Below are 16,158 nucleotides of genomic sequence, written 5' to 3' on the forward strand. Positions count from 1 at the left end.
GGGGTATAACGATGAAACGTAGTAACAAGATCGCCCGCATCTGTCGAACCGCGCAGAAAAAATCGCGCAGTGGACACGCGCGCCATATGGCGCAGCCGGTCGTCACCAGTGTGCCGTCGTTTCGCTTGGCGCCGCTGACCGCCGCGATACTGGCCTCCTTCGGTGTGAGTGCTCCCGCTTGGGCCGGCCCGAACGTCATTACCCCGGACGGTAGAACCCAAACCCGGCTGGACGTCCACGGCCAGATCACCGACATCAACACGCAAACCGTCAGCGGCAAGGACGGCTTCAACTCCTTCCATCGCTTCGAAGAAGCCGACGGCAGCACCGTCAACCTGCACCTACCGGGCGGCACTGACAACCTCATTAATCTGGTTCACGACCGAAAGATTTTAATCAACGGTACGCTCAACAGTCTCAAGAACGGCGAGCTCGGCGGCCACGTCTTCTTTGCCGACCCGCACGGTATGCTAGTGGGCACGGAGGGCGTACTGAACGTGGGCACGCTGTCGGTGAGTACGCCGACCCAGCAGTTCGTGGACGGGGTCATCGGCCCGAGCGGCATCATCAACGCGGCCTCGGTCAGCGCACTTAAAGCCGGCACGGCACCGCAGGCGGCTGATGCGACTGTGGATATCAAGGGTCAGGTCAATGCCCCGCACGGCGTGCGGATTCACGCGCGTACCGTCGATGCCTCCGGCGTCATCTTGATCCAGCAGCAACCCGGCGCCGACACGTTGAGCGCTGGCGCGGCGGTTAATATCGGCCAGACCGCGGCTCAGCCGATGCTGGCACGCAGCAATGACGGCGGCATCCAGATCATTGCCGCCAGTGATGTGCATTTATCCGGAACCCTGCGAGCCGACGGCGCTCAGACCACGGGCGGTAGCAGCGTGCTCGTCGCGGCGGACGGCGATGCGACCCTCAACGGTGCCACAATCCAGGCCGATCGTTGGGGCAGCGACGCCGATGGTGGGGCCGTAACCGTCACGGTCGGCCATGATTTGGGACTGAAAAACACCGATATCAGTGCCAACGCGGGTACAACCGGCGATGGTGGCACGATCACCGTTCTGGCTGGCCATGACGCAACGGTCGATAATCTTCAGGTCAGCGCCCGTGGTGGAGATCAAGGCGGGCATGGCGGTACCGTGGAAGTCAGCGCCATCCACAGCGAAATGCTGTCCGGTGCCAGCTTCGACCTCTCGGCGCCCAAAGGCACGGGTGGTTTGCTGTCGTTCGACCCTGATGATCTGACCATCAGCGGACAAGTGAATACCAACGGGGCTGTCTATACACAGATAAAGGCCGGCACTATTACTGTCGAGAATGGCGGCGTGATCAACACTCGCATGACGAGCGATTCGGGTTCGTCGGCAGCCAAGGCGGCACCCAACGATGTGTCCGATCTGTCGAAGGGTGATTCCGGCAATATATCGCTCGAAGCGCCCATCATTACCCTGAACTCGGGCGCCCAACTGCTCGCGTTCGCCAGCGGTGGGTATACCGCGGGGGATATCAGCCTCACCGCCGAGGCCACTGACAACCAGCCATTCGGGCTCGCCGATGCCGAGACGGCCATCACCGTCAACGGCACGCTCAAGGGCGGCAATATCGATATCGCCGCCAGCTCCGAAGCCACGGCGGACTACAGCGACCTGAAACAGTCGATCAGCGATACCCTGGATCAGGTGGCCAGCGTCACGGGCATCCCGACCGCCGTGACGGATCTCATCTCCAAGGTCGTCGGCAATGGCGTGCCGCCACCTCCGTTAGGCGTGGAAATAGCCAATGCCAATGCGAAAATCAGTATTGGCGCAACCGCCGATATAGAAGCCGACGGTCATGTGGACATTGAGGCCGAGACCAACACCAAGGCAGCCACGTCCGCGCTGAACAGCCTGGAACTGACCCAGAACAGCGTATTGGCCGCCGGCGTCTTCGGCGAAGTGACCGGCCATGCCACTGCCACCGTCGCCTCCAGCGCCAACGTGCAGGCCGGACAGGATTTCAGCCTCAAGGCCATCAATAACGACGAACTGGAAATTTCCGCCGAGGCCAGCGGCAGCCAGAGCACCGTGGGCCTCACCGCCGCCATCGGCGCCGCCGATATCAACGCCACTGCCACCATCGACTCCGGCGCCGACATCAGCGCCGGCAATGTCACCGTGCTTGCCCACAACAGCAACAGTTTCGGGGTGGAAGCCAAGGTGGACGTCGCCGACGGCAGCACGGCGGGGCTGGCCGCGGCCCTGGCCTTTATTAATACAGCCGCCGACGCCGAGGAGAATGCCAATCTCGGCACGTCCGACAATACCATCGGCTCTCTCGTCGTGGATGCCAGTTCCAGCACAGCAAAGACCGAAGTAGGCACGGAAACCGCCGCCGGCAACGAATCCGACGGCTCGAGCCCCATCGATGTCGTGGGCTCCGGCGGAGGTGACCTGCCCGGGTTTCTGGAAGGCAAGCTGAGCGACTATTTCACCAAGGCCGATACGTCCACGGCCGGTGAGACCGGTCAGACCAGCGGCTCGGAGGATTCCAGCAGCTTGCGCCTGGGCTCTGCCGTGGCCTTGACGGACAGTACTCAAAAAGCCACCGCCAAAATCGGCGACGATACCACCGTGAACGCCTCGGGTCAGGTGGCCGTGCTCGCCGCCACGACCAGCGAGGACGTACATAATTCGGCGGGTTCGGAAACCACCTCCGGGGATGGCAATTCGGCTGATCTGTCCATCAGTCTGGCCGTCGCCGTGGGGCTGTACCACAACAACGCCCAGGCCTTGATCGGCAACGATGCCGACATCACGGCGGATCACATTGGTGTGGGCAGCCATGTGGAATTGCCCTGGGACCTCGCCAGCGTCTCCGATTTCAGCAATGTGCCCGAGACCCTGTCCACGATCTACGATGATCTCAAGCAAAGCGGCGCCCCGCTTACCACCGGCTATGCCGACGCCGAGTCGGACACCGGCGATGTGGGCGTCTCCGGTGCCGTCAACTTCCTCGCTGTCAACGACGACGCCACCGCCTGGGTGGGCACTGGCGCCCAGCTCATCAGCAACGCAGCCGACCACGCAACCTGGAGCACCACGGTGGACATCGGCCCCGACGAGAGCGATCCGAGCAAAGAAATCCAGGACGAGTTCAAATGGAAAGCTGCGGTCGACATCGCCGCTGAGAGCCTGGCGCAGGTCATCACCGACGCCGGCAATTTCAAGCTGCTTAGCCTGAACGGCACCGGCGGCGAAGGCAGCGCCACCTCGGTGGGCGGCGGCGTCGACCTGGTGAATTTCGACAACACAACGCTGGCCGGTATCGGCAGTGGTGCAACGGTGACGGCCTCTACGCTGGCCGTAGACGCCGACGCCACGGATCAGCTCATCACCATTACACCGAGCGCGGGGCGCGGGTCGGGTATCTCTGCCAACGTGATTTTCGCCATGGCAAACGTGGACGATCACACCCATGCTTCCATCGATTCGTCCGCCAATGTCAACGCCGACGCCGTGGATGTCAGCGCGCATCAGGGGCTGGGCGCATGGTCGATCGCCGGCGCTATTTCACAGGGCTCCTCGGCGGGCGTTGGTGTCGGTATCGCCGTCAACAACCTCAAGACCGATACCGCGGCCTACATCGCCGACAACAGCGCGGATGCCCAGTTTGTGGGCGACACCGCGACGACACCGCCCAATATCGCCGATGCTGTCCTGACCGCCGGCACGGTCGGCAGCGGCTCGGTTAATACTGCCAAACTTACGGTCAAGGCCAGGACGGACGGGCGTAGCGGCGCCATCGCGGTCTCGGGCGCGGCGGCTTCCAGCAGCAACAAGGAGGGTGGCAGTCAAGGCGGCAGTGGCGGAGGTGGTTCCGGCTCCGGAGGAAGTGCCGGCAAACTCGTGGGTGAGAAAGGTCCTGTGTTTCTCGACCTGACGCAGAACTTCCTCTTCAATCCCGATTCCGAGACCAGCGGTTTCACGCCGGAGAACGTCCTTTCCAGCTTGCCGCTGCTGACCCAGCTGTTCAGCTCCGCCAATAAGGAAGAAGGCCAGAGCGATAGCGGCGGCGGTGGGAGCGAGAAAAAACCCAAGTTCGGGTTGGCCGTTTCCGGCAGCGCCACGGTGAACCTGGCCAAACTGGGCACCACCGCCGACCTGGACGGCGCGACGGTCCACCAGTCAGCCTCCGGCACGGCCAGCGAAGTCACCGTCAATGCCATCAACAATACCCAACTGATCAGCGCCAGCGGCGCCGGCGCCCTAGCCTCGGCCAAGAACTCCAGCAGCAACTTCAGCGCCGGTATCGCCGGGGCCGTGGCCTATAGCCTCATCGAAAATCCCACCCGCGCACTGATTCGCGGCTCGACCCTTTCCAATACGGGGGACGTGACGGTACAGGCGCTCAGCGGTGGCAGCGAACTGGACCTGGGCCTGGGCCTGTCGGTTAATACCTCCGGCGGCAACAGCAGCGCCGCCGTGGCGGGTTCGGCTTCGATCAGCCAGGTCACGAACACGACTGCCGCCACAGTGGCGGATTCCAGCCTCACGGGCGGCGGCGACGTCACTATCACGGGCTACGATCACACCGACATCGGCGCCGGGGGCGGCAGTCTGGCGGTGGGCGGCAAGGGGGGCGTGGGTGTCGCAGTGACCTACAGCGACATTAAAAATGTCGCCTCCTCCCTGCTTCAGGGCGGCAGCCTGGACGGCTACAACGACGTTTCGGTAAAGGGCCTGTCCGCCAGCCGCATCGCCGATGGTGCGGCCACGATTCAAGCCAGTTCGCAAAGCAAGAGCACCGGTCTGGAAGGCGCCTTCGTCGTCAACCAAATTACCAACACTACGAAAGGCCTGATTCAGGGTGATAGCAGTGGTGCGGCGACGTTGACCGACATCGGCGGCGACGTGACGGTGCGCGGGGCCGGTGAAGCCCCCGATGACGATTTGGACAACATTATAGACGGCGGCACCGCCGATCCGATCGTCTCACTCGTGGATTTCACCGGCGCGGCGATTGGCGGCGATGACGCCAAGGGTACGGCCATCTTTGCCGTGGCCGGGGCGGTCGGCGCGTCCTCCAACAACGTGGGCGTCTCTTTCGCCTACAACGATATTGGCGATACCTTCTCGGCCGGCATCGAGCACGCGGATATCTCCACCAGCGGTGCGGTGGCAGTGGAGGCGACCGACGACACCCGCATAATCGGGCTGGGGGTGGGGCTGAGTCTGTCCGACGGCGATTTCGCCGGCCTGGGCTCGGCCACCGCCAATCTGGTCAATGACAACGTCACCGCCACCGTGGGTGATTCGGCCGCGGTCACGAACACCACCACTATAAATGCCGCCAGCCTGAAAGTGGTCGCCGACAACAGCGCGCAGATCGACACACTGGCCGGCAGCGTAGCGATTGCCACCAACGGTGCAGCGGCAGGTGTGGCGATCTCGTTCAATGAAATCGGCAACCAGACGAAAGCCAGCATCACCCACTCCCAGGTGACTACCACCGGCTCCGACACCGCGACCGGCTGCGACAGCGCCGTCAGCGCCAATGTCCTGGTTCAGGGCTGTTCCAGCGGCGATATCGAGTCGGCGGCGGTGGCCGGCGCCGTGGGTGACGGCATTGCCCTGGCGGGCTCTTTCAGCATCAACGACATCGGCACGGAAGATGCCACGCCTTTGGCTGATCTGCGCGAGACTTATACCCACGCCACGGTGGGCAATAGCACTGTCACTGCCCATAGCCTGGGCGTGGATGCGACCAACAGCGCCACCATCCAGACACTGTCGGGCGGCATCGCCGCATCGGCGGGCGAGGGTAGCGTCGGCGCGGCCTTCTCCATCGACAACATTGCCGCCAATACCGCGGCCAGCCTTGCGGACAGCGAGCTGGACATAAATGATGCCGTGCAGGTGACTGCCGACAGCAGCGGCAAAATCAAAGGTATTTCCGTGGGCGGCTCGGTCTCCGACGGCTTCGCCGCAGCAGGCTCGTTGACGGATAACCTCATCGGCAACACCACGACCGCCGATGCTAGCGGGATGGCTGGTATCGCGCTGTCCACCAAGGCATCCATGCAGTCGCTGACGGTCAAGGCCACGGACAGCGCGACCATCCAGTCGCTTGCCGGCGCGGTTGCCCTCGCCGCGGGCGATGGCGCCGTGGGCGGTGCCGCGGGCTTCAACGCGATCACTGATACCACCAGCGCGACGCTGGAGAAGTCGGCCCTGGACGTGGCGGGCACCACCGACGTCAGAGCGGATTCCTCCGGCGATATTCAGACCCTGGCGGTCGCCGCTGCGGGTTCGGGCGGCGTCGCGCTGGCCGGCGCAGCGACGACCAATACCATCGGTAACACTATTAGCGCCAAGGTTAGCAACGTCGCTGTTAACGATACCAGCAATGACACCACGATCAGCGCCAGTGACGATTCCTCCATTACCTCGTCGGCGGATTCGGCCGGGGTCGGGGCCGATGGCGGCGGCGGCGCCGCGGTTGCGGTCAACCATATCGGCAACGGCGTGACCGCCGAGCTTTCGGGGGGTACATACCACGCCAGGAACGTGACAGTAGCGGCGGACAGCAGCAATCCGAACAGCGCCAACAGCGCCAATATCCAGACCCTGGCTGCCGGTGTGGGGGGTGGCGGCGAAGTGGGCGGTGCTGCCTCGGTGGCGGTGAATGTAGAAACCGGCTCGGTCACCGCGGACATCACCGGCGGCGCGGACGTGACCGCCGAGGACAACGTCGCCGTCACGGCGCACAACCGCCAGGGCATTGATGTTTTCGCCGGCAGTCTGGGGATCGGGGTGACGGCCGGACTGGGCTTCGGCCTGGTGGTGAACGACCTGCAGGGCACCACGTCGGCCTATATCGACGGGACAGACACCCACGTGAACGCGCTGGCCAAGCACAGCAGCGATCAGCTCAATGTTGCCAGCGGCCAGCTCTCCCACCCCGACAGCCTGGATGTCACCCAGGTCCACAGCCGTGGCGACTACGCCGCGCCGGATTTGAGCGAAGCCGCGGTCAACGTCACGGGTCTGGCCGTGAACGCCGCCAGCCAGCAAAGCGTGGCGACACTGGGCTTGAGCCTGGCCGTGTCGTTCGATCCCGAGGGGTCGGCGGCACTGTCGGCCATGATTGGCGCCAACGTGCTGGGCGGCACGACCCAGGCCTATATTCAGGACGCCCAGATCAATCAGGGCGATGATCAGAACCGCGCCGGCACCGATCAGCGAGTCAGCGTCATCGGCAGCAGCCATACCTACGCTGCCAACTTCGTGGCCGGCTTCGCCGGCGGCACAGGCGATGTTGCCGCCGCCGGCGCGGTCGACGTCAATGCTTTCGACCAGTCCACCCAGGCCTATCTGAGCGGGGTCACCCTAACCAGCAAAGGTGAAACCGGCATAGACGCCGAGGCCAGCCAGCGCGCCGTGGGCATCGCGGCGGGCCTGGCCGCTGCGATCACGGGCGGCGCCGGTACCGGCATTCTCAACCTGTTCAACGCCGACACCGAAGCCTACGTTGTCGGTGACTCCGTCGATAACGCCACCCCGCCCCCGGATCTGGCCTGGGTCGCCAGCACCATTAACGCCGGCAGTCTGTCGGTGAAGGCGAAGAGCGAAAACGACGCCAACCTGGACGGCGGCTCCGGCGCTTTCGGCGCTGCCGGACTGGCGGGCACTTTTCTGCTCGGCATCAGCAACAACACCACCGATGCCTATATCGGGGACGAAAACGCGGATACGACGCTGCACGTGCCGGGCAGCGTGACGGTCCGGGCAGATTCCGTCACCAATCTGAGCAGCACCACCCTGACCGCCTCGGCTGGCAGCGACGCGATCGCAGGCATGGCCGCAGTCACCGTGGTCGGCAACCATACCAACGCGTATCTCAACGGCGTTCAGCTGGATCAGGATACAAATGACGACGCGGCCCACTCGGTGACGGTGGCGGCCCAGGAAACGCTGGATCTCTCGCCCACGGCCGGCTCGGTGGCGGTGGGTGGGGGTGGGCACGCAGCCGGCGCGTCGGCCAACGTCATCGTGCTCGACAGCCAGGTGAGCGCAGCCATCGAAAACAGTCAGGTCAACGCTAAGGGCGGTGCGGTTGCAGTGACTGCCGAAAGCGATAAGACCATCAACATGACCACTATTTCGGGGGCGCTTGGAGCAGATCTGGGCATCAGCGGTGCCGCTGGTGTGATCGTCTTCGGCCAGGGCAGTCTGGCCAACAACGACCAGGGCGACGACCCCAACGACGAACTCAACAAGGGCGGCGACGGCACGTTGTCCAAGCTGGGCAGCTTCGGCACCAGTTCGCCGGTGAGCGGTGATGAAACTGGCAATACGCTGTCCTCCAGCGAGCTCACTCAGGTCAACTCTGCCAGCCAGGTTTCCCTGCTGGACGGTAACGGCAACCTGAATCAGGGCACCGACGGCACGACAGCGAATATCACCCACAGTCACGTCGACAGCGCTGGGCTCACCGTGCAGGCGACGGACACCAATGCCGTGTCCAACATCGTCGGCAATCTGGCCGCCGGCGGTTTCCTGGGGGCGGGCGGCGCGGTGGGGTTCACACTGGTCTACGATACCGTGGGCGCCACGGTGGACAGCGATTCGGTGCTCAATGCCACCGGCACCGTACTCATCGACGCCGAGGTGGACAACGGCACCATTGCCGATGCGCTCAACGGGCTCGACAGCAGTCAGGGGCAAGGCGGCATATCCGGCCTGCCGGTGATCAATGACGGCAACCGTTATGCGGTGCAGACCATCGCCGTGCAGGGGGCTGCCGGCGGCGTCGGTCTCGGCGCCGCGGTCGCAATCTCCGAGATCGACAATACGGTACAGGCCAACGTGGCGGGCACGATTCATGGCAATGACACCAATACGCTGGAGATAGACGCCAACGACAAGAGCGGCGTCACCGCGACCGGTGGCGGCGCCAGTGTGGGCGGTCTGGCCGCCGGCGTTGTCGTGGCACAGGCCAAAAAGAGCAGCAGCGTCGTCGCGGCAATCGGCACCGTTACGGCAGACAGCCAGTCGGATACAGGCATCAGCCTGGACGGCTCGAATACCACCGCGGATCAGCTGTACGGCATTACGCTGCACGCCAGTGACGGCGGTGCATCCGTCGCCAGGGCGGCGGGTGTAGCGGCAGGGCTGACGGCTGCGGCCAACGCAGCGGACGCCAACAGTTCCGATGTGGCCAAAGTGACCGCGGGTGTGGGGCATAGCGCTTCTGTTTCGGCCGGGAGCAGTGGTGTGGATGTGGAAGCTACCGATCATCCACAGACCGAAGCCGACGCATTCGGGCTGAGTATTGGCGGCTATGTGGGCCTGGGAGCGTCGGTCGCCACAGCAGCGGATTCGCCCACCGTGACTGCGATGATCGGGGACGAAGCCACGATCGAGGGCGCCGGCGCTACTGCCCTTAAAGTCGCGGCCACGAATGCGCCGCTGACTGATGAGCACGGCGCCTATGCCCATGCCGTGGGCGGTGCCGGCGGGGTGCTGTTCGGTGCCGATGCGAGCGTGGCCGCGGCCTCATCAGATGCAACGGTAGTCGCCCAAACCGGCAACGGCGTGGGGCTGCCACTGGGCGCGGTGGCAATCAGCGCAATAAACACCACCGACCAGTCGGCTTCGGCCACCGGCGTCGGCGTGGGCTTCATCGGAATCGGGGGCCACAGTATCCCATGCCAACGCAAAGACCACGACTGCGGCGACTCTGGGCGCTTCCAACATCGGCCAAGAAACCGCTTCGGCCGGGCCACGCAGCGGCCACCTGAATGTAATGGCTGTGGGAACGGATACGGACGTCTCCGATGCCACTGCCGGCAGTGGCGGGGTGGTCGCCGGCAATGCCGCCACGTCGAACACCGCTGATAACTCTACGGTGACGGCCACCATTGCACAGGGCAATGAGTTGGCGGCCGGCAATATCGGAGTGGATGCGGCGCATACCGACCAGTATGCAGCCACGGCCAACTCAAGCAGTGCGGGTGCGGCCAGCGCCAGCGGGGCGTTTGCAGAAAATGACGCCAGCAGCACGGTGCTGACGCAGATCGATGCGGGCAACAAGTTCTACGCCACCGGCAATATTCTGATCACTGCCGAAAATCATTTCATGGATAATAATCCGGATGCTGCCGTGACCGGCGGCAGCGGGGGCGTGCTAGCGGGTGCTGCAGCGGCCAGTAAAACCGTTCTGACCGGCAACGCCGATGTCTTGGTTGCTGATGGCGTGACGTTGGATGCCGGACTGGATCAGGCTGTCGCCGAGGCACTACTGACCCAGTATGACGGCTATTCCTATACCAGCGGCAACGATCCGTTCGCCCGAGTTGGCAACGTGATCATCACGGCCAGCAGCATACTGCACGCCGACGACACGGTGACTATGGATGTAGGCGGCGTGTTGGGTGGCAGCGGTACTGCGTCCAGCCTCAGCGCGACCTTAAACAACAAAGTACAGCTGGGCGATTCGGATAAGCTCGTAGCCAGCGGCAACGTCGGGCTTGGCACCTTCACCCAGGGCGAGGTCACAGAGAATGCAGAGGATCATACCTACGGCGGCGGCGCCGTGGGCGATGCCAACGCCAGCACCATCGTCGGTACCGATCAGACGGTGAACCTGGCCGGCAATGACGAACTGCTGGCCTTCGGCGCCATCAACGTGACAGCCGGTTTTGACCCGGCTGGCAATATTCCGACCCTCTTAAGCATTGATTCCCTGGCCGCCTCCTACGTGCGCGGCATCATCGCCATTCCGGCCGCCAGCGCGACCACACAGGGAACCAGCAATGCGCACGTCAATGTGGGCAACGGCAGCCAGTTGCTCGGCGGTGGCGATGTCACGCTGGGCGCCTACGAGAGCCAGCCGGCCGTGAATGCCGATGGCACGGGCCAAGGGTTCGAGGCGGGCTTCGTCCCGGTCACTAACCACGATAGTCATGCCACCTCTGCGCACTCCGGAGACGTGGCCCTCGACGGATCGGTCACTGCCGGCATTTATGCCGACGACGAAGTCAACATCGGCGCCAACGGAAGACTGACCCACGATCACGGAGCTCCGCTGTATTACTACCAACAGAATGATTTTCAACCGCAGGACTACATTCAAGCTCATTCCAGCGGCTTTGATGCCAACAATCCGCAGGGGGGCAATACGGACCCGACCTCTACCGAGTCCGGCCCGCTTCAGCCGCCGACAGGCGTCTCGCCTGCAGGCACGGCTGGCGAGGCGGTAAGCACTGGGGGCAGCGGCGACACATCCTCGAGCGGCAGTAACCCCACCGAGCCCTCCGCCGATAAGCTCTCGCCGCTGGATTCCCTGGCCATGACGACGACTCAGGGGCCGACCTCAGCAACCACCCTGGGCTCTCTTTACGCGGCTGGCGGTAACGTAACGGTCCATGCCGACCAGCTCTCCGGTAGCGGCCATATCACGGCCCAAGGCGGCCCACAGATCAACGTCGAAAACGCCAGTGACGACTATCTGGTTCTGGGCGGTATCAAGATTCCGGGTTCGGATGGCGGGCAGGTTGTCTTCACCGGGGCGGCTTCGCAGAGCAGCGATACAGCCCTGCAATTGACGCCAACTTCCGATAGCGCCAAGCCGGTCATTAATATCAACAACACCAGTGACAATGTCGTGAAAGTGCCGGGCGATCCCAGTACATTGAATCAGGGCGCGGCCATTTTCATAGGCGGCAACGTGACCAACGATTCCGGCCAGGTGAACATCACCAACGCCAGCGGTTCCATTGGTCAGTTCGCACTCATCTCCGCCCTGCAGGTCACCGAGATTGCGCCCAACGGCGCCGTGGCCATCTACAAGCCAAACAGCGTCCTCAACGCCGGCAGTGACCCACTCGGGGTCTTTGCAAGCTGGCAGATAGATTTAGGTAACGCCAACAAGGCGGTGGACTATGTGGCCAATGCCATGTTCGGCGGCTCGTACAACAACATGCTCACCAGGAGGGCCCTGAACGACAACAATATTCTGTTTTGGGACAAAGACCCCGACGGCAGCGGTACAACCTACACACCGTCAGGGTCGGCCTACGTCTTTCTGGGCCAGTGCGCATCCGCTGTTTCCGGGGCCGACTGCAGCGAGGGTACTGCCAAGGCTTTGAGTCCCGTGGGCGGCGCCTATAGCGGCCTGCCGCAGGGCTATGCCGGTGACGCCTACTTCCCCGAGCTGGAACAACTTGCCCTTAACGCCAGTAACAACAATGCACCGCCCAGCAACGGTGGCGACAGCGGTTCACTGATTTCTGCGGCAATTATTTCCATTACCGGTAAGGACATCAATATTTCCGGTGAACTGGACGCGGGGCGTCCGACAGACTATCAGGTCTCTGTTAGCCCATATTTTCAGGATTATATCGATCAGTACCTAAGCGATCAGCCGGCGTCCAGCGGCATCGTGGATGTGCCGCAGAACTACATGATGGATGGCACCAGACAACAACTCTGGTCGGTCAATCAGGCCTCCATACCCGGCCTGCCGGCACAAGTGCAGTACGACGTGGCCAACAAGCGCGTCGTGGTGAACAATATCAATGCCTCGGGTGGGGGTGTCGTGGTGCTGAACGGTGGCATCGTCAATACCACCACAATTGGGAATATCAATATAAATGACGGCTACGGCCACGTCACCGTGGACAGTAAAAGCACGCTGCCGGTGGAGGTGCGTGACATCAACACGGGCAGCAATACGTTGGGTCAGATCAAGATCACCGACACGGAAAAGACTTTTTCAGTGAACGGGAAGGATATAGCCCAGACCCACTGGTATATCGATCAGCAGGGAGTAGGCCTCAATGTATATGACAACTCCAACGGCGCCGCCTCCGTGGATAATGCGCATCTTGACGCCTCCTACAACAGCGCACCCGCCAATCTGGAGTACATGCCGGAAACAGGCCTGCGCTATCAATGGACGCAACAGGTCAAACTGGCGCGGGATCTGTCCACGCTCACAACCTTTTCCCCCTGGCACTATCAGGACGCGAACAACAACGCGACCAATACGCCGCAGTACAAGCTCACCGGCGTGACCATCACCCCCGGAAACTCGGCTGACGCGCCGGAATTCGAGGAAAGCATCACCGGCACTGCGAGCTACGGCGTATTTTCCGGCTTAGGCAATGGTCATAATATAGCGTCCGTGGAGCACGTGATTTATCACGGCTGCGACAAGGGCACCTGCAATTACGGATTTCCGGAAACCGGCTATTACGACACCGGCAGTGGGCGGAAGATGGGTGGAGCCTTCGAGTACATCTACCCCACCCAGGCACAGTTGAATCTGACTTCTTCGGTGAAAGCGGATTATCCGATCGGAATATCGTTCACTGGCAATGCCCAGGGGCAGGTAAATATCGCCAGCCCCAGCACGGTATTGATCGCCGGTAAGATCTATAATCCCAGCGGTCCGACCGAAATTGACGCCGGCGGCGCGATCAATGAAGGATTGCAGGGCAATATCATCTCCAACGGTCTGACCCTGAATGCGAATGACGGTATAGCCGCCGCCGACCGGCCCCTTCTGGGGTCGCTGACTGGCGGCCTGCTCAACGTAACCGCCGGTAACCAGGGTGTTTATCAGAAGTTTGCCTCTAGCGTTAACGTAGGACATATCAGCATCGGCAATGCCGCCCAGGGCTATGGCGATCTCGTGCTGCAGGCGGCCCAGTCCATCACCGCGGGTGATGCCGGTGACAACATAACCGCCGATAACATCGCGCTCGTCAGCACGTCGGGTGGTATTGGCACTGATTCCATGCCGCTGACTCTTTCGGCCCATCCCGCAATCAATGCGAACGGCAGCCCGGACGGCGGGGTGGTCAACCTGACCGGCCTGCAGGACATCAACCTGGTCGAGGATTACGGCAACCTACGTATCGGCCTGATCCAGTCGACTGCCGGAAACGTGAGCCTCGCCGCCACTCGAGGCTCCATGGTGGATGCCAGCGGCACCACCTCCGGACAGGCCCTGTCCCAGGCGCAGTTAACCAAGGTGCGCCAGGATTTGCACCTGACCAGCGATGAAAACGGCGCACAGATTGCCGAGAGCAACTCCAAGACACCTTTCGAGAACACAGTCGACGCCAAATACAATCAGTACTGGCAGTTGTTGCAAAATGGCAGCGTCAGCAACAGCGGGGAGTATCAGCTCGGCGCGAGCAAGGTGGCTTTATACAAGCCGTTGGTCAGCGCTGCGCTGGGTTTGAACGAAGCGACGACCGCGCAGGTGCAAAGCTATGTTAATGATCAGTATCACTCACTACTGACGTTCTTTCAGAACAACATAGATTCGAACGCGACGACCCAGCCGAATTTTAATACATACGATCCCGATTTCGCCTATCAGGCGACGAGCAGCCAGATCGATAGCCTCACCAACGGAGCCGTCTATACCCCCGGGCAGCTGGTGCAGGCAATCAACAAGCAGGCACTGGACAGCGCTGGTAATACCCCGGTGGGCACAGCAACGCCCAATGTAGTCGGTCGCAGCGTGACTTTGACCACCCAAGCAAGTATTGGCGCGCTGGGACAAACGACAGCTATTGATGCCACGGATCTCAAAAACGGCACCCTCAGCGACGACAAGGCGGCTGCGCTGGCAGCCGCTTCAGCACCGGGCGACGTCACGCTGATCAGGGATGCCAACGGTGATGTCACGGAAATAGACGTGCAGCAAACCGAGCCGCTATTCCTTACCACCTCGGGCACCGTGAACGCCACGGCACCATCCGGCAACGGTTCCATATTCCTTCAGGACAACAGCGGCCTGACGCTGGCGAGTATCGCTGCGGGCAAGGATGTGCGCTTGATCTCTGTGGACAGCATCATCAATGGCCTGCCTGATCTCACTCAGCCGGTAATCACCGCGGGTGGCGATCTCACCCTGCTGGCCGGTAGCGCCGGCAGCATTGGCACGCCGGCCCAGTCCGCGGGCTCGCCCCCGGTTGAGGCCGCGCCGCTGACCTATAGTATCGACGGCACGCTCCAGGCCGCCGATGCCGGCCAGGATGTGGTGCTCAAGGCTATCGGCCACGATCTGGTTCTGGGGCGTGTAGGCGCAGGCAACAATATTTTCCTGGACGCCCCGGACGGCGGTATTTACGGTTTCCTGGACGGGCTTTCGGTGAATGGTCAGAACATCGAACTGACCGCGCGGGACGGCGTCGGCTTCCGCAACGACGACAGCAAGTACCTGCAAGTCCAGCTCGGCTCCGACGGCGAGCTGGATGGCACGGCCGGCGGCTCCGCGCGACTTGAGAGCCCGGATTCAGCGCATTCCCTGCAGGTCGGGCATTTCGCGGCGGACGGCGATACGCTGGATATCGTCTCCCAGGGCGACCTCACCGCGGGAACGCTGAACGCGAATCACGGCACACTGAACGCCTCCAGCGGCGGCAAGGCGATGCTGGATACGCTATACAGCGCGGACGAAAGCACCCTGACGGCCGTTGGCGACCTCCTGCTGACGTCGGCCACAAGCGATCTCGCCAATGGCCTGGCAGTGGATGTTCAGGCGGGCGGATCCATTCTGGCCAATGGCCTCGGCAACAATGCCGCCAACATTACCGCTACTGGCGTGGGGGCCGGGATCAATCTGGCCGCGGGTACCAGCATCGGTGATCCGCTGACCGTGGATACGGCCAACATGACGGCCCAGAGCGACAGCGGCGATATCAACATCATCGACCTGAGAGGGCTGGAGTCGTCCGATTTCAACGCCCACACGGGCTCAGACAACGTCGTCATTCACGGCGATTTCAACTTTACCCATCTGCTGGCCGGCCAGAATGTGACAGGAGAGGCAGACGGCGCCATAAACGGCGCGACACTGACCGCCAGCGAGGGTTCTGCGCGGCTCACCTCCGGCGACAACATGGATCTCACCACGGCTAGCACCGGCACGCGCCTGAACCTGAACGCCGGCGGCGCCATGACCCTGGGTACGGCCGATTCCGGCGCCGACCAGATCCTGACCTCGGTCAAAGACCTCACGTTTAACTAACTGACTAGCGGGGCCGACCTTACCGGCACATCGACGGCCGGGGCTATCCATGGTGGCTCCAGCGATGCCGCGGGCACCGCCACGCTGAAAGCTGCCACGGATACGGGTTTCGAC

Annotated in this window: 2 protein-coding genes; both read left to right on the forward strand. The window is 62.6% G+C overall.

Going from position 1 to position 16,158, the window contains the following annotated elements:
- The first annotated feature begins 11 nt into the window (after positions 1-11).
- Complete coding sequence (locus SALB1_RS07190) at positions 12-9,893, forward strand: leukotoxin LktA family filamentous adhesin (RefSeq protein WP_109993251.1); 9,882 nt, start codon at positions 12-14, stop codon at positions 9,891-9,893.
- The gene (locus tag SALB1_RS07195; protein WP_109993252.1) at positions 9,802-16,044 is read left to right on the forward strand and encodes a hypothetical protein; all 6,243 of its coding nucleotides are present in this window, start codon (positions 9,802-9,804) and stop codon (positions 16,042-16,044) included. The genes SALB1_RS07190 and SALB1_RS07195 overlap by 92 nt, the downstream gene beginning before the upstream one ends.
- Positions 16,045-16,158 lie beyond the last annotated feature (114 nt).

The sequence above is a fragment of the Salinisphaera sp. LB1 genome (assembly GCF_003177035.1).
Classification (GTDB): domain Bacteria; phylum Pseudomonadota; class Gammaproteobacteria; order Nevskiales; family Salinisphaeraceae; genus Salinisphaera.

Excerpts from the sequence above, each read along its gene's own strand:
- SALB1_RS07190 (WP_109993251.1), top strand. The coding sequence starts at position 12 with ATGAAACGTAGTAACAAGATCGCCCGCATCTGTCGAACCGCGCAGAAA.
- SALB1_RS07195 (WP_109993252.1), top strand. The coding sequence starts at position 9,802 with ATGGCTGTGGGAACGGATACGGACGTCTCCGATGCCACTGCCGGCAGT.